Genomic DNA, 22,585 nt, shown 5'->3' on the forward strand with positions numbered 1-22,585 from the left:
GGGCGGCCGGGCGGGCTCCGGTGCGGGCGTGCCGTACCCGTCGCGGTGGAGGGTTTTGGCGGCGGCGGAGTGGTCCCCGCCGTGTTCGAGGAGGGCGTATGCGCCGAACTTGGTGTAGGGGACGTCCGTCTCGAACTCGGTGGAGGTCGAGAACACGAACAGCCGGTCGCGGTCGTCGCGCATGCCGGTCGTCGCGGAGATCCCGAGGCGTTTGTCGGGGCGTCGCCAGTACCTCGCGTTGCCGCGGTGTGCGACGACGGTCCAGCCGTGGGGGCCGAGGATCTCGCTCCAATCGGTGCGGGCCTCGTAGTCGTCCCCGGGAGTAGTTCCGCCTTCGGATTCCCTACCGGTTGGCTGGGAAAAGCTCGAGGTTCCCGCCGGGGCTTCGGGCCGGGGCGTCTGGTCGAACGTTGCGCACAGGGTGTGGAAAGCTGCGCGCTCGTCGGCGGTGATGGTGGGAATGGTGGCGGGGCCGCCGGCGAGCAGGACCCATGGGCGGCCGGTCTCGTGGGTCGAACCGTGGCTCGGGGCGACGACGACGAACCCGCCCTCCCCGCGCGTCTCGATCAGCGGGAGCCGGTCGGCGGTGCGGGCAAGTTTCAGGTTCCCGGGGACGGGCGCGCCGTCGAGCCGGTAGAGGATGTGGAGGCCGCCGGATGGGGATTGTTCGAGGTATCCGGTGAGGAGGCGGCGGGCGAGGTCGCCGAGCCCGGTTTCGTCGGCGAGCTGGACGAGTTGGGCGAGGATTCCGGCTTGGACGGCGCGGGCCTCCAGTTCGGTCATTTCGGTGTTGCCGGAGATGGCGCCGCAGACGATGCCGATGCCGGGGTGTTCGCCGTCGAACCATCCTTTGAGCTCGTCGACGCTCATGCGTTCGTGCTGGTAGCGCTTCCACGCGCCGAGGGGGGCTTTGGTGCCGTCGATGGCGGCGGGGATGACGGACAGGCCGGCGTCGTGGAGGGCGAGCGCCGCCGCGGTCAGGGTGGCGGGTGGCTGGGGCGCGGCGGGCTCGGTCAACTCGTCCTCCGGAGGATTACGTGGTAGGGGCGGCGGGTCAGCAGGCATCGGCGCAGCCATCTGGGGCCCGGGTCCTGGATGGTGTGGAGGTGGGTGCGGGAGCACCAGGGGCACATGTCGACGACGAGGAGCGGCCACATGACCGGGGGTGGCGGGTACTCGATCCCGGACGGCCCGACGTAGGTGGTTTGGGCCCTCGACGCGCGGACGATCAGCCTCGCGGCCACATGGGTGGTGATGAGGCAGAGGTGGACGGGCCCGGGGCGCCGGTACGTTTTCGCGCAGATCGGGGCGCACCACCCTCCCCGGCACGCGCGGCGGTGCTGTCGGCAGGTGACGCAGATGTCGCCGCACGGGATCGGGTCCGGTGGGGGTTCGTTGCCGGTGCGGACGCGGGGGACGCGGATGAACGGTTCCCGGGCCGTCATGCCGCGGCCTCGATCCGGTCGAGGAGCTCGGCGACCGCGTACGCCCCCTGCCTCGGGACGACGCCGTTACCCAACGCCTTGAGCTGCTGGTTGCGGGTGAGGCCGGGGACGGCGGTGACGTGGCCGTCGGGGAGGCCCATGAGCCACTCGACGAACCGGGGGCTCAGGCGGGGTCCGGTTCGTCCAGGCTCAGTTGGAGCTGGTGCGGGCCGTCCGAGGACGCGGGCCCATCGGTCGATCGCGGGGGTGTAATCGCCCCACTCAACGTGGGGTTGCCCCGCGCGAACCTGGTGCTCGTCCGGTCGCCGTCCGCCGCCGTCGGCGTCGGCAGCAGCACCTGCGACAGTGGGGGCCGCCACCCCGGCGAGGCGCGGCGTCCGGGTGTCCCGGTGTCGCTGGCCCTCGGTGTCGGCAGCAGCGTCGTCACGGCGGTGCGCAGGTCCGCCCCGCCCTGGCCGCGGGTGCCGGGTCCGTTGGTGTCGGAGGTCCGCGGCGTCGGCAACAGGCTCGCCGGCGGCGGCAGGGTCGGCGGCGGCGGCGAGGTCGAGGCCGCCGTAGCCGGTGCACATCGAGCCGAGGCGTAGCGGGTTGTTCACGTGCCCTCGATCGGTCGTGAACCGGTGCCCGGCCGCGCCGGGGTCGAGGACTGAGGTTAGGCGTGCCAGAGGTCGACGATCACGCCTGATCCGTCGGCGAAGTCGATGTGGAACGTCCCGGCGACGTCGGTGACGACCTGGGTTGACTTCGCGTTGGGCAGGGTTGCGGCGGCCTTCATGAGCTGGTCGCGGACCTCGTTGAGTCGCTCTTCCGTCTTGTGTGTTGTGTCGCTCATCGGGTTGTCCTCCTCCGAGGGGTTAGGCCCGGCCTCGCCGCCCCGGGGGAAGCGAGGCGGCGAGGCAGGGCCGAGCGGGTTATTGCTGCTGGGGGAGTTTCTGGAGGAGGGCGATGACCTCGGGGGTCAGGTTGGTGACGTCGACTCCGCCGATCGTCTGTGGCGCCGCCGGTGCGGGCGCGGCGGGCTGCGGCGGGGCGGCGGCCGGTGCCGCGGGCGGCTGCTGTGCCTGCGTCATGGCCTGACCGACCTGGGCGAGCGTCGGCGCCTGCGGGACCGGGGCCGCGGGCGGAACGGGCTGCGGCGCGTACTGGATCGGCTGCGGCGCGGGCGCCTGCGGAACGGGCTGCGGGACCGGGGCGGGCACCGGCTGAGGCTGCGGAGCGGGGGCGGGCGCCGGGGCCTGCTGCTGGGCGGGCTGCCCGAAATTGTTGATCGGATTCGCCGTCAGCCACGCCGACGCGCGCATGTCATCGGCGCCCGGCGTGAACGGCCCCAGCACCCACGCGGGGTTGCCCTTCTCGGTGGGGATCTGCCCGACCCGGCCGAGCACCATTTCCCCGGTGCGGGCGGCGGTGCCGAGCTTGTTGCAGATGCCCGGGTGCGACACGGTGACGCCCTGCTGCAGCTTCGGCGCGGGGTCGTCGAGGTCGACCATGTCGACGACGGCGAACGGCTTGTCCTTGCCGTACATGGAGTCGTACCGCTCGCCGGTCTCGGTGACGGCGATGATGAGGATGAGGTGCCCGTGGTGGTCGGCGGGCTTGAAGAAGCTCCCGCTGGACGGCTGGGCGAACTGGTGCGTCATGTGTTGTTCTCCGGTTTCCGATGTGGCCGTTGGCCGATGTGGATGTGGTGTTTCAGGTGGTCGGCGGGAGGTCGCCGGGGCAGCCGTCGCCGAGATCTTTGGAGCCGGGCCGGTAGTACGGGCAGTAGGTGCACTCGTGGCCCGGCTTCGCGGGAATCAGCCCGAACGCTTCGGGGTGGTGGTGGGGGTCGAGGACACTGACGAGCTGGTTGACGGTCGCCACGCGCTGGATGGCGTCGACGGCGACCTGCCGGTCGTACGGTTCGGTCCAAACCCAGATGTCGGACAGGCGCGCCGACTGGCGGGGGACGATGACGAGGCCGACTTCGCGGGGGTGGCGGCCGGCGAGTTCCCAGCCGAGCCCGTACGTGTGGGCCTGGATCCGGTACTGCTCCCGCGGCCCTTCTTTGCGGTATTTGTCGTAGGAGTATTGGCCGACGCATTTCCAGTCGAGGACGCGGTCGTAGAACGTGTCGTACAGGTCGCAGTGCCCGCCGGGGATGAGCGGCGGCGCGATGGTGAGGTGCTGCTCAACCAGGAACCGGCCGCCCAGCTCGGGGCGGGAGAACGCTTCGGCGGCCCACGTGTGGAACCCGGTGCCGATCACACTGGCGAGGGGGTCGCCGCCGCCGTTGGGCTGCTGCCAGCCGGCGAGCTTGTAGGCCATGCGCCGGTCGCAGGGGGTTCCGGCCTCGGACGGGCCGAGGGTGGTTTGCAGGCTGCGGGGGGCGTTGTTGGCGGCGTCGCGGATGAACTCGGCCAGCTCGAACGCGACCCCGTCGTTGGCGTCGGCCCCGGGCTGCGCGAACGTCACCGCCGTCACCGATTTCCCCGCCCTTCGCGCAGCGCGACGACGACGGCGCGGGCGCCCCACGACGGGACGGTCTCGTAGTCGCCGTCGTTGAATCGCTGCCGCTTGACGAACGCACCCGGGTCGGAGATCGCGAGACGGATGAGCCCTTCGTCGGCGGCGCGCTCGGCGAGCTGCTCGACCTCGGCGCGGGCCGCCGTGAGTTCGGCGTTGATACCGTCCTCCAGATCGCCGCTGACCTCCTCGGCGGCTCGGCCGACGTCGCCGAGCGCCTCGACCGCACGAGCCCGGTCGGCGCGGAACTGCTCGATCTCGGTGCGGGCGTCGGCGAGTTCCTTCTCCAGCTCGTCCTTGCGGGCTTCGAGGCGGCGGATCAGCCCCCAGGGCGCGTCATTCATTGCCGCCCCCGGCCTGCTCGTTGACGGCGAGGAGGACGTACGGGCGGACGGCCTTCTTCGCCTTCTGATACTTCGCCCACAGCTTCGGCTCGTCCGCGCGCAGCGACTTCTGGTCGAGGTAGGTGGACGCCTTGTTGGGCTTCCACGTGATGACCGGCCGCCCGGCGATGCGGGCCTCGTGCGCGTCCCCGATCCGCTCCTGAACCTTCGCCCGGACCGTGTCCCGCGCCTTCGTCAGGTCATCGATGCCGAGCTGCAGCCGCAGCGCCTCAACCTTGGCCTCGGCCTGCTCGATCTGCCGGGTGAGTTTGCGGTCGGCGTCGACCCATCCGGCGATGTCGTCGAGGTCCACCGGCGCCGGCGCGGCCTCGTCCGCCTTCTTGCTGCTGGTCATGCGTTGCTCGTTTCATTGAGTCGCTGGTCGTAGCGCATTGCGGTGCGGTAAGAGATGCCGACCCGGGCGGCGGCCTCCGCGCGGGACACCGACCGGTCGGAGCGGACAAAGGCGTAGTCCTCCACGCGGGACGCGACGGCGCCCGGGTCGCGGGATTGGCCTTTGCCGCCGGGGTTGCCGATCGGCGCGTCGCACTTGGGGTACCGCTTCCGGTAGCAGCCCAGGCACTCCCCGCGCGCGTGGTGCGGCTTGACCTTCCGGCACTTCACGCACTCCCGGAGAGGCCCGGGGCGGCGGTTCACGACGCGCCCGCTTTGAGGCGCCGGTCGTAGCGGAAGAGAGTGCGGATCGACACGCCGAGCCGCTCCGCGGCCTCCTCGCGGGGCACCTGCCACGAGCGGAGCTCGACGTAGTCCTCGATGCGGCTCGCGGCCTCGGCGCCGCGCCCTGCCCGCCGGGGTGGCGGCGGGCCCGAGTCGGGGCGCCCGGCGTAGACCCACCGCTGATAGCAGGCGTGACGCCACCCGTTCGAGGAGTGCCAGCCCTCCAGCCCGCAGCAGGCGCAGACGCACCACCGCCTGTACTTCTTGGCCGCGGTCATCGGGGCTCACCTGCCCGGAGTTCCTGCCCGTGCCGGTAGCACAGGAGCGTGCCGCCGTCCGGGCCCGAAACCCTCCAGCGGGCAACCGCGGCGCGCGGCCCCGCACCGCCGGTTTCGGCAATCGCGCGGGTGCACCAGTCGCAGCGGCGGTGCGTGTCGACGCGGGTCCACACCGGCCGGTGCGGGGCGGGTGGCGGCGCCGCCGGGGCGTCGGGGACGTCGAACAGCGTCAGATCGTCCATCACGCACCGGCCTTCGGCCACTCGACCTTGCTGAGGGCGTCGCGCTGCGCTTTCGGCAGAGCGACGGGCGCCTCGCAGACACTGTCGAGCGCCGCGCACCGCAGCCACCACGCGTCGACCTGGTTGTCGTCGCGCAGGTCAAGCCCGGTCCGCTGCAGCAGCGCGACCCGCATATCGGCCTTCGTCGCGTTTCCCCGCCCCGTCGCGTACTTCTTGAGCGTCGACGGCGTGACCACGGCGTACGGGATCCCGGCGGTGTGCAGCGCGCAGACGACCTGCCACCACAGCCCGGCGGCCTCGTGGTGCCCCGCGCCGAGGGCCCGCGAGTAGGCGGGGCCCTCGATGGCGACGACGTCCGGCACGCCCCCAGCGGTCGTGATGGTGAGGATGCCCTCGCGCATCTCGGCGAGGCGGGCGGCGCCGCGCAGGCCCTTGCCGGGCTGGACGGTCAGGGTGACGCCGCTTACGGGGGCGATGCCGGTAGCGGTGAGGGACAGATCGAGACCGACCGCGTTCACCGGGCGCCCCGCTTGTAGAGGGCGGCGGTGCGGTTCATCTCGGCGCGGTCCCGGCGCTGCGTGGCGGCCTGCTGCGCGCGGACACCGGCGTTGTGGCCGGCGACGTAGGCGACCATCGCGATAGCCGTGACGGCGACGAAGACGACGGTCGCCACGAACACGACGTCACCCGCCGTGTACACGATCACGTGCAGGTCATCAGACACGGTCAGACCCACTTTCCGATGTCGATCCGGTGCGGCGGCAGCGCCGTCACGGTGTGGGAGGCGAGCCACTTGGCGGTGTGGTGGCCGGGGTGCGGGAGCAGGTAGGCGCGGGCCACGACCCCGGCCGCCGCGGCGGCCAGGACGAGCAGCACGAACAACGCGATCACGACGCGGCCTCCGTCCCGTGGATCGGGCACGCGGCGTCCCCCGCGTCCGGGGCGGTGCAGGAACACGGCGCGGGCGGACGTCCAGCGCGGGCGGCGATCTCGTCCAGGTACGCCACGTCGTTCAGCAGCTCCGCCGCACGCGCCTCGTGCTCACGGGCACGGGTCCGGTGCTCGTCCGCCTTGGTCGTCTGCTCGTCGAGCACGGCGCGGATGCGGTCGACCTCGGCCATGAGTGGACGGAGCTGCTCGGCGAGCTGGTCGGCGTTGGCCTGCGCGACGCTCGCGGCCTCGGCCGCCGTGGACGCGGTCACCTTGTGCTCTCCGGCCTCCATGCGCTTCCGGTCGGCCTCCTGCGCGAACTGGGTCAGGAGCGTCGACGAGGGCGCCGGACCCGGCTGCACGGGCGCGATCTGCGGGGCAGTGGGGCGGTTGGGGCGCTTCAACGAGGTCACTGGTCGGTCTCCTTGCGGACGGGCATGAGCAGCACCGTCAGGGCGCCGTCTTCGGTGGCGAGAGTGATGGGCCGGTTGCGGGCGAACACGTCGACCGCGACGGGGGTCTCGCGGGGTGTGCGGGCGTTGAGGGTCTTCGCCACTGCGGCGAGCAGGAACGGGCGCAGGTGCACGCGGGAAAGCCGCTCGTCGTCCGGGGTCTTCGCGAGCTGGTCGAGGATCGACCGGTAGTCGACGAACGCGGCCTTTTCGCGGCCGGGGCGGGGGAACGTGACCGTCGCCTCGAATCCGTCCCCGGCCCCCACGTATGCGACGGCGACGCGGTGCTCGGCGTCGAGGCTGACCATGACTGCGCCCTCGATCGGGCGGCGCTTGGTCCCGGCGGGGATGAGGGCGAGGAGCCGCTTGGCGATGTGGGTGGGGATGAGGGTCTCGAACTTCGCGCGCGTCTCGTCGTGCACGGGGAGGGTTTCGACGGACAGGACGTACCGGTTCGTCGCGGCGACCTCGACCAGGCGGCCGGCCTCATCGCTAGGCCGTAGGTTGACGCCGTCGAGGGTCGGGATTTCGCCGCTCTTCTCGGCGAATGCGAGACCGGTGGCGAGCGCTGTCCGGAATGCGGCGGCGTCGACCATGTACGACTCGGGGCCCGTCATGACGCGCCCCCGGCGGGGACGTAGACAGCGCCGCGGCTGCGCGCGTACAGCTCGGCGAACACGACCGGGATGTCCCGATCCGGGACGGCGACCGGCACAGCGAGGTCCCCGTCCATCCGCTCGACGACGATCCAGGCGCCGTACTCGACGCCGACGCGGCGGGCAACGAGGCGGGTGGCGCGCTCCACCGTCACCGTGTGGCCGGCCAGCCCGGACCGGTGCTCGCCGGTGGCGGCAGGCTCGACCTCGATCGCGGTCTTGAGGCGGCGCGCCCAGTCGGGCATCACGTCGAGGACGTCGCGCCACCGGTAGCAGGTGCGGCGACCCACCTGCAGCGGCTCCAGGCGCCCGGCGAAGATCAACGCCCGCTCGGTCTGGCGGATGCCGTTGCGAGCGGCGACCGCGGGGAAGAACCGCGCGTCGAGGAGGTGGATACTGGACATCAGGCCCTGCTCCTTTTGTGTGTTTGTCTCGTGTGGGGTCGTTGGGCTCGTCGCCGTGCCGGGCGGCGGGCCCGTTCTTCACTTCTGGGTCTGGGCTGCGCGTTTGTTGGCGCGCTTCTTGACGAGCCGCGCCATGTAGAGGCGCTGCGCGTTGCGGGCGGCGGCGGGGATATCGGCCTCGGAGACCTCGCCCTCCTCGCGGATGACGCGCTCCCAGTACTCGACCCGCCCGGGGCTGGCGCGGCGCGCGTTCTCGGTGCGCTCGGAGCGGACGGGCGTGCGGGCCCACGAGGTGTTGACGGCGATGCGGGCGTTCAGCCGGCGGACGGCGGGGTCCTTCGCGGCCATCAGTCGTCCTCGCCAGGTCGCGGGGCGTCGTGCTGCGGCGTGTTGACGCAGACGACCGCGGTGTCCGGGTTCCACGCCCGGCAGGTCGGGATGGGGCAGATCCATCCGGGGGTGCGTGCCATTAGCTCGCCGCCTGACGGGCGAGGGCGGGGTCCAGGGGCATCAGGTCCTCGACGGGCAGCCCGAGCGCGTCGGCGACCTGGTGGAGGGTCTCCACCTCGGCCGCGACCCTGCCGTTCTCCAGCCGGGACACCGTGCTCTTGGAGATGCCGGCCTTGTCGGCGAGCTGCTGCTGCGAGAGACGCGCCCGGACGCGCGCCCTGAACAGGCGGTCTTTGTCCTGGGGTAGGCGCTTGTCTTCGATCACCTGCATGAAGCTACGTGGAACTTCAAGGAACTGCAAGTCTCTTCTTGAAGTTTCGTGCCGTCCTAGGCAGGTTCCCCTTACCTGACTTCCGGAGTTGCATGAAGTTCCGTACAGTTCCTTGAAGGAAGACCGAAGCTCCCCACCTTCCCCAAGGGAAACCACGACAATGACCGACCAGACCTCACCCGCCGAGGCCCTGCTCATCCGCCGCTACCGCGAGGCCCTCGGCATCTCGCCAGAGATCGCAGCCACCCGCCTACAAATCAAGCTCTCCGCGCGCCGCTGGCGCCAGATCGAAGCCGGCGAAGAAACCAAAGGCGGCAAACCCGCCGAGGCGAGCCCCAGCCAACTCGCCCACATGGCCACCGTCGTAGGGATAGAACCCGACCAACTCCGCGAGCTCGGCCACGACGAAGCCGCCGAAATCCAGGAGGTCATCAAGGCTCGCCTAGCGGCCGAGCCGACCTCGACCGACCCGCTAGCCGGCCTGCCCGCCGATCCGGGGGAGCGCGTCGCCGAACTCGCACGCCGTCAGCGCGTGCTCGCCACCGAACTCGAACGCGTCGCGGGCAAGCCACCAGAAGCGACGGACGAGGACCGGCGGCAGGAACGCACGAGATAGGGCAAACCCCAACAAAACCTGAACGCAACGTAACTAACTCCTGACCGAATCTGGCCGCCTGACTGACCCTTTACCCTGGCGTGACCTCTGAGTAGGCACGATCGGTCGACCCACGCGCGCACGACAACGACGTCATGGGGTCCACGTGACCGAACCTGATGGAGCCGACCACAACGGCGAGCGCCTCGACCGCATCACCCAACTCCGCCACCTCGAAGCGGAGTACGAGCGCAATCTCGCCGCCGTCCGCGCGGCCATCGCGGAAGAGAAGAAACGCCCCGCCCGTGAACGCGCCAAGCGCCGAGGATGGACCATCATCGGCGGGGGCCTCGCCGCTGCCATAGTCGCCGTGGAACGTTCCGTGCGACAGCATGCTCTTCTGACGACGACGGCCGTAGCCGCGGGAACAGCGGCGACCATCTCGCTAGGGGTTGTCCCGCTCGTCCAGGACCCGCCGCCCCGTCCACCCGCTATCACCGAACCCCGCCCATCCCCGCTGCCTCCGCGCGGACCGGCGCCCACGCCCGCGCCGGAAACCTCCGACGGGACCCCATCCCCGCCGCCCTACGAGATGCCGACCCCTACGCCGACCACGCCGAGCCCGACCGTGCCGCCCTCGACCACGACGTCACCAACGTCGGCCGTCAACGGCGGAGGCGAACCCGTCGACGAGCCCACGCCGCCCGACCAGACGACACCCCCCGACACCACCCCTCCGGCGGAGCCGGACGTCCCACCTGCCGGGAGCGGGCAAGGACAACCGGCTCCGCGTGCCTGCGTCCTCGGCGTGACAGCTCCGCGGCTGCTGCGGCTTCGCGTGTTGTGCGTCAGATCCGGTCCCCCGGCGACAACCGCGCGTGCGCTTTGAGCGCGCGGGCGTCCGCGCGCGCCGCGGTGTAGTGCTGCACCATGGCCAGCGACTTCCAGCCCCCGATGCGCATGAGGTCGAGGGGGTCGCCGCCGGCTTCGAGGAAGTTGTCGGCCATGGTGCGGCGGAACCGGTGCGGGTGCAACCGGCCGTCGATACCGGCCTGCTTGCCGCGTCGGTCGAGCATCTGCTGAATGCCCGTCTTCCCGAGACGGCCCTTCTTGCCCAGCCACAACCACGGCTCGGACCTGGCGTCCAGACGGCGCGCCCTCGCTCGGATGTACCGGTCGAGGGCGTAGACCGCCTTCCGCCCGATCGGCGCCTGATGTTCGTCCCCGCCCTTGAGGACGATGCGGAGCACGTACCGGGAAATGTGCACGTCCTGCGTGTCCGGGTCGTCCGGGGTAAAGCGGAGCCCGGCGAGGCCCTCGACGCGGACGCCGTTGTCCATCAGAATCCGGATGATCGCGGTGTCTCGCCGGTCCTCGAATGTGTCGCCCTTGCAGGTGCGCAGGAGGCCGCGGAGCTCGTCGTCGGTGAGTGGCGGGAACACCTTCCCCGGGACGTTCGGCTCGTCATCGGAGTCGACCGGGGACGGCGATTCCCGTTCCCCTTGTTTGATCAGCCAGTTGAAGAAGGTGCGGAGCGTGCGGAAGTGCTTGTGTGCGTCGGCGGGGGAGTTCCGGCGGCGGACGTGGATGAGGTAGCGGCGGATGTGGACGGTGGTGACGTGCTCGACGCCGGGCGCGCCGAAGTCGAAATCGGGGCTCTTGAAGTCGGCCCCGGCCGGGCACTCCGGCGGGTCGTCGCCGGTGTGCTCGTGGCAGGCGCACGCCGTTTCGTCCCGGAGCCATGCGACGAAGCGGCGGACGACGTACCCGTAGGTGTCGATCGTCTTGTCGGAGAGGTCGCGCGCTTCGAGCGCCAGGAGCCAGGAGTCCCATGCGGCCATGATCGGCAGGCCGGGCGGCGTCTGCTCGGCGGGTTTCGGTGTGCGCTTCGTGCGGCCTCGGCCGCGGCGGGACGGGTCGAACTGGATGACCTCGGCGTGCATCTGATCCTCCCGGAGGGGTGTTGGTCCGCCGGTGCCCTACCGGCCGACCCGTCCGGAAAGCCTGTGCTCTCCCCACGGTGTACGATCGACGTCGGTTGCGCCGATCCGGCGTTTCCGCAGGTGAACAACAGGATGACAAGGGGCCTTAGCTCAGTTGGTAGAGCACTGGCTTTGCAAGCCAGGTGTCAGGGGTTCGAATCCCCTAGGCTCCACCCACCAGAAAGCCCAGGTCAGAACCGAAGTTCCGACCTGGGCTCTGGCCCGTCACGACCTCTTCTTGCGCTTCCGTGCCCGTTGCGTGCCCGTTCTTGAGTTCAGCTCTGGCCATGGCGCTAAGTGTCTCCGCGATCTCCCGATGCCGCTCGTCCGTCGGGTGTAGGTAGATCATGGCCGCGCGGTCACTCGCATGACCCATGCGCTCCTTGAGCTCCGGGAGGGTCGCCCCAGCGATCGCGGCGAGGGTGTTCCCGGTGTGCCGGAGATCGTGGAACCGCACACCCTTGAGCCCAGCCATACCCACTGCCCGCACCCAGTTGCGCCGGAAGTTCGCCCGCACCTAGCCGCGCCCAACTCCACCGCTGGACGTCCGGCGAACTCAAGCGCCTTCCCTACACAGATCACTGCCGCGTCTTAGAGGCGATGTTCGGCGGCCGTCCTGACCGATGTCACGTCGAGCCGTTCGCCTGGAGGTTTGGTCCGCGAGGTCGGCGAGGACGAAACAGAGGCCGGCCTTGTTGGATTGTCGGGCTTCTTGCGGGCAGGTTGGTGGTCATGGATGTCAACTCCGTGATCATCGACTCTGCGGATCCGGATCGGTTGGCGGCCTTCTGGAGTGAGCTGCTTGACCGGCCGGTGGTCGCGCGGGCGGGGCCGTATGTCTGGCTTGAACGGAGGGACGGGTTCGGCGTGGGTTTCCAGCGGACGGACGGCTTCAAGGCTGGGAAGAACCGGCTTCATCTGGATCTGGAGTCGGACGATCCGGCCGCCGAGCAGGCCAGGGTGGAGGCGCTGGGCGGACGCCGGCTGACCGAATACGACCCGGGAGGCTTCCTCGTCATGGCCGATCCCGACGGAAACGAGTTCTGCATCATCCCCAAGGGCTCGTTCGAGCTCGACGACGAAGGCCGGGCCGATTACCTGACCGGAGACGTGGCTACCTGATCTCGGGCGCGTTAGACGGTTTTGAGTAGGCCGCTGTCGATTACCAGTTCTGAACCGCTCATGTTGGGGACTTGGCCGGAGGCGAGGAAGACGACGAGTGCCGCTATCTCGTGAGGGTCGGCGAAGCTGCCGGTTGAGAGGCCCATGCGCGTCGGGAGTTGGTCGGTGATGTTCTCTCTGGCGATGCCTGCGCGTTGAGCGAGGAGGTCGCCTGGGCCGCCTGGGGACGTCCATATGTCCGTCCGGACTGGGCCGGGGGAGATGGTGTTCACTCGCAGGCCTCGGGGGCCGAACTCCTCCGCGAGCGCTTTGCCGAGGTTGGATAATGCGGCTTTGGCGGCTGACTGGGCGATCAGGCGTGGTTGCGGCAAGCGGGCGTTGACAGAACTGATGTTGACCACCGCACCGCGGCGCTCCAGGAGACTTGGCATCGCTTTGCGGATTGTGCGCACGGCCGTCATGAGCGTCAGGTTGAGCGTGTGGTGCCAGGCGTCGTCGTCGAGTTCGAGGAATCCGCCGCTGGGAGTCGAAGTGCCCGCGACGTTGTTGACGAGCAGGTCGATGCCGTTGTGTTTTTCGAGCGCGTGACTTATGAGGCGGTCCGGTCCGTTGGGGAGTGCCAGGTCGACGGTGTACGTGTGCGGGGTTGCGGCTTGTAGGGCCTCGGTGGTCGTGCGGGTGCCGGCCACGACCGTGAAACCGTCCTTGGTGAGTGCGCGCACGATCGCCAGCCCGATCCCCCGGCCCGCTCCGGTCACCACGGCGATGCGCGTTCTACTCGACGTTGTCATCGCGATGTCCTCCACCCGCTGCCGCGGGGTTGCATGGTACGAATCCTCACGTCGGCAAGCATCCAGGTTGAACTATGGTTCAAGTCAATGAGTGAGCTGTCGATAGCCGAACTGCGGGCTCGCACCGGGCTGGCGTCGTCCGCCCTGCGTTTCTATGAGCGCAAAGGACTGCTCCGCGCCGCCAGGCGTGCGGGTGGCAAACGCGTCTACGACGAGGACGCCGTCGAACAGGTCGCGCTCATCGACCTGCTGAAGCAGGCCGGCTTCACGCTGTCGGAGATCGCGGTGCTCGTGGGTCCGAGCGGGCGGACGGCGCCGAACTGGCGAGCGGCCGCGTCGGCGAAACTGCGTGAGCTCGATGAGCGCGTCCAGCAGATACAGCGGGCGCAGAAAGCGTTGCGGCACGCCCTGGACTGCGAGCACGACCATCTCGACGATTGCCCTGTGCACCACCGCATTCTGCGAGCACACGCCGAAACGCTCGCGGCAGCCGCGAGGAAGGCGTCCCCCGCCGCCGACCACCGTCCCGGTCCCGCCTAGGACTTTTCCGTGGCGCTCGCAGAGTGCTGCGCATGACGGCGCCGGTCGGGGTGGACGGTGGTGTCATGCATCTTGTCGTATCCGCCAACGTGTGTGCGGTTGTGGCTTGGGGGGAGAGTGAGTAACGGGCTGGCTTTTGTCGTTGACGGTGAACGAATCGCTCGTTGTGTGGCTGTGCGGTGATGGTCGGCTCGTGCTTGGGAGGGCTATTCGCTGGGCGGGTTATTTGGTTCTGGCGGAAAAGGTGGGGCGGCCGCCTCGTGTAGTGAGGCGGCCGCCGTTGGTGGCCTTTAGCGGCCGGGGGTGCGCTGGGATTCGGCACCCTGGGCGAAGGCGGCGCGGAAGGTGATCTCGCCGAAGATTCCGTCGGCGTCGATCTCCTTGCGCTCCTGGAAGGCCTTGACCGCCGCCGTGGTGGCCGGGCCGTACCGGCCGTCCACGACGAGCGACCGGTCCTGCAGGACCTTCATCGCGTACTGGATGCCCTTGATCTGGGCCACGCGGCCGCTGCCCGCACCGACCTCGCCGCCGTCGTCACGGAGCGCGCCCCAGGTCTCGATGTCGAGCATGCCCGTCTGGGGCAGGTTGTGCGATTCCTGGTAGTCCTCCAGCGCGGCCGAGAGGTTCGACGGCCAGCCCTCGCCGGCGGACGTCGGCGTGCAGTCCTTGTAGAACTGGAACTGCACCAGGTAGCAGCGCATTGAGGCGATGCGGTAGTCGCTGTCGCCGGGGCCTAGTTCCACCCACGGCTGGGACTCGATGGCCTTGACGACCGCGGGATCGGTGTCCGGGCCGTCCGCGCTGGCCGTTCTCATCGCGCCCATGCTGGCGCCGATCGCCAGCAGTGTCACCGCGATGCCGAGCACCGCGCGTAGCAAGATCTTCATCTGTGGAATCCCCCGTTCCGGTCGATTGGATCCTGTACTTCGGTGTGATGCCGACCGATAAGGAATTGTTCTCGGCAATCTCGGATAATTTGGGCGGACGAATGGAACCGGGCGCGGGTTTACATGATTCTGAATAATTTACTTTCTTAAATTGGAGTCGGCTCGGCGGCGCGCTCCCGCCGCCATAGGGATCGGTAGAGGCCGGGGCGGGACACCAGGTCGGCGTGCGTTCCGCGGTCGGCGACGCGGCCGCCGTCGAGGACGATGATCTCGTCGACGGCGTCCAGGCCGGTGAGGCGGTGGGTGACGAGCAGGGTCGTGCGCCCTTCGGTTGCGGTCAGGAGGTCCGCGGTGAGGGCGTCGGCCGTCTCGATGTCGAGGTGCTCGGCTGGCTCGTCCAGGAGGAGGATCGGGAAGTCGGCGAGGAGGGCGCGGGCCAGGGCGATGCGCTGGCGCTGGCCGCCGGACACCCGCGCGCCGTGCTCGCCGACGCGCGTGTCGAGGCCCTGGGGGAGCGCGTCGATCCAGTCGAGGAGGCGGGCGCGGCGGAGGGCTTCGCGGATCTCGTCGTCGGTGGCGGTGGGACGTGCCAGGCGGACGTTCTCGCCGATGGTCGAGTCGAACAGGTGGGCGTCCTGGGCGCATAGGCCGATGATGCGGCGGACGTCGTCGCCCCTGAGGGATTGCACTTCTACTTCGTTGAGGGTTGTCCGGCCGCTGGTGGGTTCTAGGAAGCGGAGTAGGACGGCGGTGAGTGTGGTCTTGCCTGAGCCGCTTGGGCCGACGATCGCGCAACGGCGGCCTGGGGTCAGCTCTAGGGTGATGTCGTCTAGGACGTAGGTGCCGGTGGGCGTCCATTGGGCGCAGAGGTTTTCGACCCTGAGGGTGTAGGGCGCTCCAGGGAGGGGCGTGGGAGCGGCTGGGTCGTGCACTGGCTCGGGAGTGTCCAGGACGGCGAAGATGCGCGTGGCAGAACGGCGGACACGTTCCAGGTACTGCGCGGCCAGCGGCAGTCCGGCCACGACCTCGAATGCGGCCAGAGGCAGTAGGACGACCACTGCTAGAAGCACCCCGTCAAGCGTCCCAGAGCGGACGGCCGGTCCGCCCACGGCGAGACTGCCCCACACGGCCAGACCGCCCGCGAGAGCAGAAATTGCTGCACCGACACCGGCGGTGGTGGCGGAACGGGCCGACGCGCGGGTGAAGTCACGGTCTAGTTGGGTTGCCTTGGCGAGGTGTGCAGGGGCGGCGCCATAAGCGATGAGTTCGGGTGCGCCCTGGAGGGTGTCCACAACGTGGGTGGTTAGATCGGCGCGCAGGTCGGTCGTGCGGTGTTCGGCACGGCGCGCGACAACGGCCGACAACCAGGGGGCGACGACGCCTGCGAGGAGAAGGGCGCACAGGAGGACGGCGCCCGCCGATGGAAGCAGCGCCCAGGCGAGACCTACGGATGCGCTGCCTACGACAGCGGCGACCGTGCAGGGAAGGAGGACGCGCAGGTAGAGGTCCTGGACGGCGTCGACGTCGGCGACGAGCCGGTTCAGGAGGTCGCCGCTGCGGAAAGTGGGAAGCCCACCGGGCGCGAGCCGTTCCAGCCGTTCGTACACGCGGGCGCGCAGGTCGGCGAGGATCCGGAAGGTCGCGTCATGGCCGATGAGACGTTCGATGTAGCGGAACACGCCGCGTCCCAGCCCGAAGGCGCGGACGGCCACGATCGCGACCATGAGCGTCAGCACCGGCGGATGCTGCGCGGCGCGCGAGATGAGCCATGCCGACGTGGCCATGAGGCCGACGCCGCTGCCGAGCGCGAGAACGCCGAACAGGACGGCCAGGCCGAGCCGCCACCGGGCGGGACGGGCGAATGCGAGCAGCCGAAGGATCATGCCGCCTCCGGTCATGTCGTCACCGGGACGGGGTGGGACGGGATGGGGATCGTCCGGTCGGCGAGGGCGGCCAGGGCGGGGCGGTGGGCGACCAGGATCACGGTTCGGGAGGCTGCCAGGCGGCCGACGGCGTCCAGTACTGCCGCCTCGCTCTCGATGTCGAGGTTCGAGGTCGGCTCGTCCAGGAGGAGGAGCGGAGCGTCGCGCAGGAAGGCGCGGGCCAGGGCGATGCGCTGCCGCTGGCCGGCGGAGAGGCCGAGTCCTCGCTCGCCGAGCTGGGTGTCGAGGCCGGACGGCAAGGCGTCGATGAACGGCAGGGCGTTCGCGGCCCGGGCGGCGGCGCGGACGTCGGCGTCGGACGCGTCCGGACGGCCCAGGCGGATGTTGGCGGCGATCGTCCCGCTAAACAGGTGGGGGCGCTGCGGGACCCAGGCGATGCGGGCGCGCCAGGCGTCCGGGTCGAGGTCGGCGAGGTCGGTCCAGTCGATCAGCGCGCGGCCGGAATCGGGCTGGACGAAACCCAGCAGCAATGCGAGCACGGTGGATTTCCCGGCCCCGCTCGGCCCGGTGAGGGCGACCGTTTCGCCTGGGTGAACGGTGAAGGAGAGGCCGTCGAGCGCGGGCGCGTCCCGACTGTCGTAGGCGACCGTTACGTTGTCCAGGCGGATCGTGGCGCGGGTCAGATCGGGGACCGTGGTGCGGGTGCCGGAGGCGGGCGCGGGTGTTTCGATCACCTCGAAGATCCGTCCGGCGGCGGTGAGGCCCTCGACGCTCGCGTGGTACTGCGCACCCACCTGGCGCAGCGGTAGGTACGCCTCCGGCGCCAGGATCAGGACGAGCAGCGCCGTCTCCAGGCCGAGGCCGCCTTCGACGAGCCGGAGCCCGATGGAGACGGCGACGAGCGCGACGGAGATCGTCGAAAGGAGTTCCAGGACGAGTGCCGACAGGAAAGCGATCCGGAGGGTCGACATCGTGGCGCGGCGGTGCCGGTCGGTGACCTCGCGGATCTTGTCCGCCTGGGCGCGGGCGCGTCCGAAGATCTTGAGCGTGGGGAGGCCGGCGACGACGTCGAGGAAGTGCGACGACAGGACGGAGAGCATGCGCCACTGGCGGTCCATCTTCCGCTGGGTGGTGAGCCCGACGAGGATCGCGAACACGGGGATGAGCGGCAGCGTCACGGCGATCGTCACGGCCGACAGCCAGTCGCCCATCAGGATCCGCGCGCCCACCGCCGCCGGGACGATCACGGCGAGGACGAGCTGCGGCAGGTAGCGGGAGAAGTAGTCGTCCAGCGCGTCGATCCCGCGGGTGGCGAGGGTGGCCAGCTCGCCGCTGCGCTCGCCGGACAGCCAGCGCGGGCCGAGCCGCAGCGCGTGCGCGAGCAGCCGGGCGCGCAGCTGCGACTTCACGGCGGCGGACGAGCGGTGCGCGGCGACCTCCTGCAGCCAGGCGACCACCGTCCGGCCGAGGACGACGGCGAGGAGGAGCAGCAGCGGGACGCGCAGGTCGCCGAGCGCGGCGCCGTCCAGGAACGCGCGGGTGAGCATGTCGGCGAGCAGCGTCGCCTGCGCGATGATCAGCCCGGCGGTGGCGGTTCCGAGCGCGACGGACGCGACCAGGAAGGCGCGGGTCGTCCGGGCGTGCTTGAGCAGCCGGGGGTCGAGGGGCTTCATCGCACCGGCTCGGTCGGCCGCGCGTTCGGCGGGCTCGGCGGGGAGTCCGGTGGATTCAGCGGTTTCCGGTCGTCCCGGGCCGTCGCCGGGATGTGGGACGTGCCGATGCGCTTACGGAACACCCAGTACGTCCAGCCTTGGTAGATCATCACGATCGGGGTGAAGACGGCCGCCACCCACGTCATGATCTTGAGCGTGTAGGGGGTGGAGGAGGCGTTGTCGGTGGTCAGGGTGCCGGCCGCGTCGAGGGTGGACGGCATGACGTCCGGGAACAGCGAGGTGAACAGCGTCGCGACGGCGAGCACGATGGCGGCACCGGTGCCGATGAACGCCCAGCCCTCGCGTCCCCTCCGGTTGGCGACGGCGGCGACCGCCAGCCCGATCGCGGCGCCCCCGGCGGTCAGCCAGGTCACGGGCTTGCCGTGGTCGAGCTGCGTGATCAGCAGGAAGCCGCCTCCGGCCGCGATGGCCGCGATCGCGGCGACGCTCGCGATGAACCGGGCCCGCACCCGGATGTCCCCGGACGTCTTGAGCGCGAGGAACACCGCCCCGTGCAAGACGAAAAGGATCATCGTGGTGAGCCCGCCGAGCAGCGCGTACGGGTTGAACAGGTCGGCCAGCGTCCCGGCGTACTCGTGGTCGGCGTCCAGCGGCACGCCGCGGACGATGTTCGCGAACGCCACGCCCCACAGGAACGCGGGGACGAGGCTGCCCCAGAAGATCGCCTTGTCCCACCGGGATCGCCACCGCGCGTCGTCCCGCTTGCCCCGGTACTCGAACGCGACGCCCCGGACGATCAGCGACAGCAGAATGGCGAGAAGCGGCAGGTAGAAGCCGCTGAACAGGGTCGCGTACCACTCCGGGAACGCGGCGAACATGGCGGCGCCGGCGACGATGAACCACACCTCGTTGGCGTCCCAGACGGGCCCGATGGTGTTGATGACGACGCGCCGTTCGACGTCGCTGCGGCCGAGGACGGGCAGCAGCATGCCGACGCCGAAGTCGAACCCCTCCAGGAAGAAATAGCTCGTCCACAGGAAGGCGATGATGATGAACCAGACGGTGGTGAGTTCCATGACCGGCCTGCCCTCTCAGTAGGCGAACGCGAGCGAGCGCTCAGAGTCGTCATCGGAGCCGTCATCGTCGGAAGGGGGCGGTAGTGCCTCGTCCTCGGACGGCGGCCCGGCCTTGGCGTACTTGAGCATCAGCCCGGCGTTGATGACCGCGAGGACGGCGTAGAGCGCGGTCAGCGACACGACGGAGATGAGCATCGACGACGCCGTCACACCCGGTGACACGCTCGCGGACGTCTTCATCACGCCGTACACCGACCACGGCTGCCGTCCCATCTCCGTGAAGACCCATCCAGCGGAGTTGCCGATGAACGGGAGCGTCAGCGACAGCACTCCGACCCGGTACACCCACGGGCTGGACGGCAGGCGTCCGCGCCGCAGCAGCCACAGCCCGCCGAGCGAGACGAGCGCGGTGAGCATCCCGACCCCGACCATGAGCCGGAAATTCCAGTAGATGGCGGGCACGAACGGCCGGTAGTCGCCCGGCCCGTGCCGGGCCTCCTCGGCCGCCTGGATGTCGTTGATCCCCTCGACCTCGCCGTCGAAGGTGCCGGTGGCCAGGAACGACAGGACGCGCGGCACCTTGATCCCGAAGATCTCCTCGTCGCCGTCCGGCGTCCCGACCGTCAAGATCGAGAACGAGGCGGGCCGCTCGGTCTCGTAGAGCGCCTCGGCGGCGGCCATCTTCATCGGCTGCTGCTCGGTCATGACCCTGCCCTGCTGATCGCCGGTGATCGCGACGCCGATGGACGCGACCGCCGTCACGGCCAGCGCCAGCCGCAGCGACGGCCGGAACACCTCCACGTTCTTCCGCCGCGCTAGGTGCCAGGCGCTGACGCCCGCCATGAACATTCCGCCGGTGACGAACGCCGCCGTGATCGTGTGCGGGAACGCGACGAGGTGCGTCGGGTTGGTCAGGACGGCCCAGAAGTCGGTGAGGACGGCCCGTCCGGTCTCCTCGTCGATCCGGTAGCCGACGGGGTGCTGCATCCAGGAGTTCGCGGAGAGGATGAAGAACGCGGAAAGCTGCGTCCCGATGGCCACCAGCCAGATGCAGGCCAGGTGGACCTTCTTCGGCAGCCTGTCCCAGCCGAAGATCCACAGCCCGAGGAACGTCGACTCGACGAAGAACGCGAGCAGCCCCTCGATCGCGAGCGGCGCGCCGAAGACGTCCCCGACGAACCGGGAGTAGTCACTCCAGTTCATGCCGAACTGGAACTCCTGCACGATGCCGGTGACGATCCCCATCGCGAAGTTGATCAGGAAGAGCTTGCCCCAGAACTTGGTGGCGCGCAGGTAGGCGGTCTTGCCCGTCCGCAGCCAGGCCGTCTCCAGCCCCGCGACCAGCGCGGACAGCCCGATCGTCAGCGGCACGAACAGGAAGTGGTACACGGTGGTGATCCCGAACTGCCACCGCGCGATATCAACCGTGTCCATACCCCGGGCCGCCTCTCCGACTATCTACTACAAGCTGTAGTACTACGTCCCGTGGAATATACTACGACTTGTAGTACTACCGCCCGTCGTTAACTCCCTCACAGGCGTTCGAGAGGTACACGGGTACCCTGACCAAGTACCTGCACCAACGGACCGGAGGCGCTACCGGCCATGCACGCGCTGACTCTTCCGTTGCCCTCCGGCGACACCTGGACTCGGGCAGAATTCGAAGCGCTACCGGAAGATCTCCCGGTGCGCGTCAGTCTCATCCACGGAGAACTCGTCGTGAGCCCACGGCCTCGCCCGATTCATCAGCGCATCGCGCGGCGCCTGGCGACTCGGCTAGAAGACGCCGCTCCCGCTGCTTGGCAGGTCGACACGGACGTGGACGTTCTCCTGGACGACGACGAGGCCGAGCCGGTCGAGATGGCCCTCGGCATCGTCGTGTACTCCACTGACCACGACCCTTACGAACGTCCCATCCCTGCCCACCTGGTCACCCTCGTCGTTGAGGTGATGTCGCCGTCCACCAAGCGCAAGGACCGGCGGTCACACCCAGAGCTTTACGCGGAGGCGGGTATTCGCCACTTCTGGCGGGTGGAGACCGACCAGACCGCACCGGCGTTCGCGATCTACACCTACGAGATCGACGACGCCACCGGACGATACGTCGCGACCGGCGTCCACCACGATCGGGTCTCCGTCATCTCGCCATTCGCGCTCGACATCGAGCTCAAGCACGTCCACAATCACTGACCCTGGCCTGACGTGTTGGCCGGAATGCGGGCGGTGTGGATACTTGGCGACTACGCTCGGGAATCGGATGGACACGGTCGGCATGCGCCGAAATACTTGCGAGCCTGGCGAAAACAAGACGCCTCGCATCTCTCACGCGAGAGATGCGAGGCGCTTTCGGTAGGCGTTAGCCGCGGGGGGCGGTGCAGCCGGAGCGGTTGAAGTCGAGGGTGGTTCCGGGGGCTATGCAGTTGGCCAGGATGTAGGTCTGCTGGGCGTAGCCGATCTGGCGGCGCACCGTGACGTTGCCCTGCTCGTCGACCTCGCAGGGGTTGTTCATGGTGCAGCGGCCGCCGCTCTCGTTGATGGTGTTGTTGACGCCGATGACCTTGCCGGACGCGCCGTCGACGGCCGGGGAGCCGGACGTCCCGCCGATGACGTTGCACTGGGACGTGTAACGCAGCGCGTCCTTCCACGTCCACTCGGCCTCACGGATGCGGTAGGCGAACCCGTCGAGCTGGCACGTGTAGATGCGCTTCCAGTAGCCGGAGACGACGTGCAGGGTGCCGCCGGAGGTCGGACGCTGAAGCACCATCTCCAGCGCAGGAGTGTTGTACTGCTGCTTGATCTGGGCGTAGGTGGTGTTGAGCTTGTACAGGGCCGCGTCCGTGTCGGTCATGGTCGCGTACAGCAGCGTCGTCGCGCGCAGGGTGCCGAGGTTTCCCCCGCTGGAGTTCAGGAGGGTGAACGTCCGGCTGGACGCCCGGTTCGTGATCACCTGGCCGGCGGACGGCATGCCCGTCTCGATGCAGTGGCCGTTGGTGAGCACCATCGCGGGGTCGCTGTCGGCGGAGTTGGGGGTGCGCACGACCGAGCCGGAACAGTTGCTCAGGGCGACGATCCCGGTGAAGTCGGCGGCCTTGACTTTCGCCTGCGCGGGAGCCTGTGCGGGAGCTTGCGCGGGGGACGCGAATGCCGTGGCCGTACCTGCGGTCGCCGTGGCGGTGCCAAGGAATGCGGCGACGAGCACGCCGAGAATGCGTCTTTGCATGGCGGGGGGTCCTCTCGGTGTTCTTCGGTTGTGGCAGTGCTACTGGATCGGCAATGGTGCGGAACGTCCCGGCCCCCCCGGTACCGGCATCGCTCTGATCCAGGACGAACGTGCCAGCAGCG

34 protein-coding genes and 1 tRNA gene are annotated in these 22,585 nt (G+C 69.6%); 6 read left to right on the forward strand and 29 right to left on the reverse strand.

Annotated elements, in window-relative coordinates; genetic code table 11:
• From E1287_RS22495 to E1287_RS22505, 3 genes are all read right to left on the reverse strand, one after another.
• Positions 1-1,017 (reverse strand): bifunctional DNA primase/polymerase (locus E1287_RS22495; RefSeq protein WP_207934388.1); only part of this gene is annotated, 1,017 nt, incomplete at its 3' end.
• Complete coding sequence (locus E1287_RS22500; protein WP_131967029.1) at positions 1,014-1,445, reverse strand: hypothetical protein; 432 nt, start codon at positions 1,443-1,445, stop codon at positions 1,014-1,016. The genes E1287_RS22495 and E1287_RS22500, both read right to left, overlap by 4 nt.
• Positions 1,442-1,585: a hypothetical protein gene (locus E1287_RS22505; protein ID WP_207934389.1), complete on the reverse strand. Its 144-nt coding sequence runs from the start codon at positions 1,583-1,585 to the stop codon at positions 1,442-1,444. Before E1287_RS22505 ends, E1287_RS22500 begins: the two co-directional genes overlap by 4 nt.
• A 126-nt stretch (positions 1,586-1,711) precedes the next feature.
• On the opposite strand from E1287_RS22505, the gene E1287_RS43905 reads away from it, so the two are divergent.
• Positions 1,712-2,029 carry a hypothetical protein gene (locus E1287_RS43905; RefSeq protein ID WP_165969142.1) on the forward strand — a complete coding sequence of 106 codons (318 nt, stop codon included), beginning with the start codon at positions 1,712-1,714 and terminating at the stop codon, positions 2,027-2,029.
• Between the two features lie 68 nt (positions 2,030-2,097).
• Here the strand turns inward: E1287_RS43905 and E1287_RS22510 are convergent, their stop codons facing one another.
• The 16 genes from E1287_RS22510 to E1287_RS43915 all read right to left on the reverse strand — a co-directional run bounded on the left by E1287_RS22510 (position 2,098) and on the right by E1287_RS43915 (position 8,688).
• The gene (locus E1287_RS22510) at positions 2,098-2,277 is read right to left on the reverse strand and encodes a hypothetical protein (RefSeq protein WP_131967030.1); all 180 of its coding nucleotides are present in this window, start codon (positions 2,275-2,277) and stop codon (positions 2,098-2,100) included.
• Between the two features lie 79 nt (positions 2,278-2,356).
• A complete protein-coding gene (locus E1287_RS44830; protein WP_207934390.1) occupies positions 2,357-3,085 on the reverse strand; it encodes a hypothetical protein in 729 nt (242 codons plus the stop codon).
• A gap of 52 nt (positions 3,086-3,137) precedes the next feature.
• A complete protein-coding gene (locus E1287_RS22520; protein ID WP_131967031.1) occupies positions 3,138-3,908 on the reverse strand; it encodes a hypothetical protein in 771 nt (256 codons plus the stop codon).
• Complete coding sequence (locus E1287_RS22525; RefSeq protein WP_131967032.1) at positions 3,905-4,294, reverse strand: hypothetical protein; 390 nt, start codon at positions 4,292-4,294, stop codon at positions 3,905-3,907. The genes E1287_RS22520 and E1287_RS22525 overlap by 4 nt, the downstream gene beginning before the upstream one ends.
• On the reverse strand, positions 4,287-4,688 hold the full coding sequence (locus E1287_RS22530; RefSeq protein WP_131967033.1) for a hypothetical protein: 402 nt from the start codon (positions 4,686-4,688) through the stop codon (positions 4,287-4,289). Before E1287_RS22530 ends, E1287_RS22525 begins: the two co-directional genes overlap by 8 nt.
• Positions 4,685-4,957: a hypothetical protein gene (locus E1287_RS22535; RefSeq protein WP_131967034.1), complete on the reverse strand. Its 273-nt coding sequence runs from the start codon at positions 4,955-4,957 to the stop codon at positions 4,685-4,687. The genes E1287_RS22530 and E1287_RS22535 overlap by 4 nt, the downstream gene beginning before the upstream one ends.
• A gap of 29 nt (positions 4,958-4,986) precedes the next feature.
• On the reverse strand, positions 4,987-5,289 hold the full coding sequence (locus E1287_RS22540) for a hypothetical protein (RefSeq protein ID WP_131967035.1): 303 nt from the start codon (positions 5,287-5,289) through the stop codon (positions 4,987-4,989).
• Complete coding sequence (locus E1287_RS22545; RefSeq protein ID WP_131967036.1) at positions 5,286-5,531, reverse strand: hypothetical protein; 246 nt, start codon at positions 5,529-5,531, stop codon at positions 5,286-5,288. The genes E1287_RS22540 and E1287_RS22545 overlap by 4 nt, the downstream gene beginning before the upstream one ends.
• The gene (locus E1287_RS22550) at positions 5,531-6,049 is read right to left on the reverse strand and encodes a Holliday junction endonuclease (RefSeq protein ID WP_131967037.1); all 519 of its coding nucleotides are present in this window, start codon (positions 6,047-6,049) and stop codon (positions 5,531-5,533) included. Before E1287_RS22550 ends, E1287_RS22545 begins: the two co-directional genes overlap by 1 nt.
• Positions 6,046-6,255: a hypothetical protein gene (locus E1287_RS22555; protein ID WP_131967038.1), complete on the reverse strand. Its 210-nt coding sequence runs from the start codon at positions 6,253-6,255 to the stop codon at positions 6,046-6,048. Before E1287_RS22555 ends, E1287_RS22550 begins: the two co-directional genes overlap by 4 nt.
• A gap of 2 nt (positions 6,256-6,257) precedes the next feature.
• Complete coding sequence (locus tag E1287_RS43910) at positions 6,258-6,422, reverse strand: hypothetical protein (RefSeq protein ID WP_165969143.1); 165 nt, start codon at positions 6,420-6,422, stop codon at positions 6,258-6,260.
• The gene (locus E1287_RS22560; RefSeq protein ID WP_131967039.1) at positions 6,419-6,874 is read right to left on the reverse strand and encodes a hypothetical protein; all 456 of its coding nucleotides are present in this window, start codon (positions 6,872-6,874) and stop codon (positions 6,419-6,421) included. Before E1287_RS22560 ends, E1287_RS43910 begins: the two co-directional genes overlap by 4 nt.
• Complete coding sequence (locus E1287_RS22565; protein ID WP_131967040.1) at positions 6,871-7,530, reverse strand: hypothetical protein; 660 nt, start codon at positions 7,528-7,530, stop codon at positions 6,871-6,873. The genes E1287_RS22560 and E1287_RS22565 overlap by 4 nt, the downstream gene beginning before the upstream one ends.
• Complete coding sequence (locus E1287_RS22570; RefSeq protein ID WP_131967041.1) at positions 7,527-7,973, reverse strand: hypothetical protein; 447 nt, start codon at positions 7,971-7,973, stop codon at positions 7,527-7,529. The genes E1287_RS22565 and E1287_RS22570 overlap by 4 nt, the downstream gene beginning before the upstream one ends.
• A gap of 78 nt (positions 7,974-8,051) precedes the next feature.
• Complete coding sequence (locus E1287_RS22575) at positions 8,052-8,321, reverse strand: hypothetical protein (protein ID WP_131967042.1); 270 nt, start codon at positions 8,319-8,321, stop codon at positions 8,052-8,054.
• A gap of 121 nt (positions 8,322-8,442) precedes the next feature.
• Entirely contained in the window at positions 8,443-8,688 is a 246-nt protein-coding gene (locus tag E1287_RS43915) for a helix-turn-helix transcriptional regulator (RefSeq protein ID WP_165969144.1), read from the reverse strand.
• A gap of 166 nt (positions 8,689-8,854) precedes the next feature.
• Between E1287_RS43915 and E1287_RS22585 the strand changes: the two genes are divergently transcribed.
• Complete coding sequence (locus E1287_RS22585; RefSeq protein WP_131967044.1) at positions 8,855-9,310, forward strand: helix-turn-helix domain-containing protein; 456 nt, start codon at positions 8,855-8,857, stop codon at positions 9,308-9,310.
• 70 nt (positions 9,311-9,380) lie between these two features.
• Here the strand turns inward: E1287_RS22585 and E1287_RS22590 are convergent, their stop codons facing one another.
• Complete coding sequence (locus E1287_RS22590; RefSeq protein ID WP_131967045.1) at positions 9,381-9,683, reverse strand: hypothetical protein; 303 nt, start codon at positions 9,681-9,683, stop codon at positions 9,381-9,383.
• 454 nt (positions 9,684-10,137) lie between these two features.
• Positions 10,138-11,232, reverse strand: coding sequence for a tyrosine-type recombinase/integrase (locus E1287_RS22595; protein WP_131967046.1), 1,095 nt, complete (start codon positions 11,230-11,232; stop codon positions 10,138-10,140).
• A 139-nt stretch (positions 11,233-11,371) separates the two neighbouring features.
• Here E1287_RS22595 and E1287_RS22600 point away from each other — a divergent pair.
• Positions 11,372-11,444 (forward strand) — tRNA-Ala (locus E1287_RS22600).
• On the opposite strand, the gene E1287_RS22605 is transcribed toward E1287_RS22600, so the two are convergent.
• Entirely contained in the window at positions 11,435-11,788 is a 354-nt protein-coding gene (locus E1287_RS22605; RefSeq protein ID WP_279506243.1) for a tyrosine-type recombinase/integrase, read from the reverse strand. The two genes, E1287_RS22600 and E1287_RS22605, sit on opposite strands and share 10 nt — an antisense overlap.
• Positions 11,789-12,003: 215 nt before the next feature.
• Here E1287_RS22605 and E1287_RS22610 point away from each other — a divergent pair, with 215 nt between their 5' ends.
• Positions 12,004-12,393, forward strand: coding sequence for a VOC family protein (locus E1287_RS22610; protein ID WP_131967048.1), 390 nt, complete (start codon positions 12,004-12,006; stop codon positions 12,391-12,393).
• Between the two features lie 11 nt (positions 12,394-12,404).
• On the opposite strand, the gene E1287_RS22615 is transcribed toward E1287_RS22610, so the two are convergent.
• Positions 12,405-13,184 carry an SDR family oxidoreductase gene (locus tag E1287_RS22615; RefSeq protein WP_131967049.1) on the reverse strand — a complete coding sequence of 260 codons (780 nt, stop codon included), beginning with the start codon at positions 13,182-13,184 and terminating at the stop codon, positions 12,405-12,407.
• An 87-nt stretch (positions 13,185-13,271) separates the two neighbouring features.
• Between E1287_RS22615 and E1287_RS22620 the strand changes: the two genes are divergently transcribed.
• A complete protein-coding gene (locus E1287_RS22620) occupies positions 13,272-13,724 on the forward strand; it encodes a MerR family transcriptional regulator (protein WP_165969145.1) in 453 nt (150 codons plus the stop codon).
• A 290-nt stretch (positions 13,725-14,014) separates the two neighbouring features.
• Here E1287_RS22620 and E1287_RS22625 read toward each other — a convergent pair whose 3' ends face one another.
• From E1287_RS22625 to E1287_RS22640, 5 genes are all read right to left on the reverse strand, one after another.
• A complete protein-coding gene (locus E1287_RS22625; RefSeq protein ID WP_131967051.1) occupies positions 14,015-14,611 on the reverse strand; it encodes a peptidoglycan-binding protein in 597 nt (198 codons plus the stop codon).
• 146 nt (positions 14,612-14,757) lie between these two features.
• Positions 14,758-16,494, reverse strand: a complete 1,737-nt coding sequence (gene cydC, locus E1287_RS44835; protein WP_207934391.1) for a thiol reductant ABC exporter subunit CydC — start codon at positions 16,492-16,494, stop codon at positions 14,758-14,760.
• Positions 16,495-16,505: 11 nt separating this feature from the next.
• Positions 16,506-18,167, reverse strand: a complete 1,662-nt coding sequence (gene cydD, locus E1287_RS44840; RefSeq protein ID WP_207934392.1) for a thiol reductant ABC exporter subunit CydD — start codon at positions 18,165-18,167, stop codon at positions 16,506-16,508.
• Positions 18,164-19,243 carry a cytochrome d ubiquinol oxidase subunit II gene (gene cydB, locus E1287_RS22635; RefSeq protein ID WP_131967052.1) on the reverse strand — a complete coding sequence of 360 codons (1,080 nt, stop codon included), beginning with the start codon at positions 19,241-19,243 and terminating at the stop codon, positions 18,164-18,166. The genes cydD and cydB overlap by 4 nt, the downstream gene beginning before the upstream one ends.
• A 15-nt stretch (positions 19,244-19,258) precedes the next feature.
• The gene (locus E1287_RS22640) at positions 19,259-20,677 is read right to left on the reverse strand and encodes a cytochrome ubiquinol oxidase subunit I (protein WP_131967053.1); all 1,419 of its coding nucleotides are present in this window, start codon (positions 20,675-20,677) and stop codon (positions 19,259-19,261) included.
• A 171-nt stretch (positions 20,678-20,848) separates the two neighbouring features.
• Between E1287_RS22640 and E1287_RS22645 the strand changes: the two genes are divergently transcribed.
• The gene (locus tag E1287_RS22645; protein WP_131967054.1) at positions 20,849-21,433 is read left to right on the forward strand and encodes a Uma2 family endonuclease; all 585 of its coding nucleotides are present in this window, start codon (positions 20,849-20,851) and stop codon (positions 21,431-21,433) included.
• Between the two features lie 166 nt (positions 21,434-21,599).
• Here E1287_RS22645 and E1287_RS22650 read toward each other — a convergent pair whose 3' ends face one another.
• Positions 21,600-22,463: a serine protease gene (locus E1287_RS22650; RefSeq protein ID WP_131967055.1), complete on the reverse strand. Its 864-nt coding sequence runs from the start codon at positions 22,461-22,463 to the stop codon at positions 21,600-21,602.
• Positions 22,464-22,585 lie beyond the last annotated feature (122 nt).

Source organism: Actinomadura sp. KC06 (assembly GCF_004348735.1).
GTDB lineage: Bacteria > Actinomycetota > Actinomycetes > Streptosporangiales > Streptosporangiaceae > Spirillospora.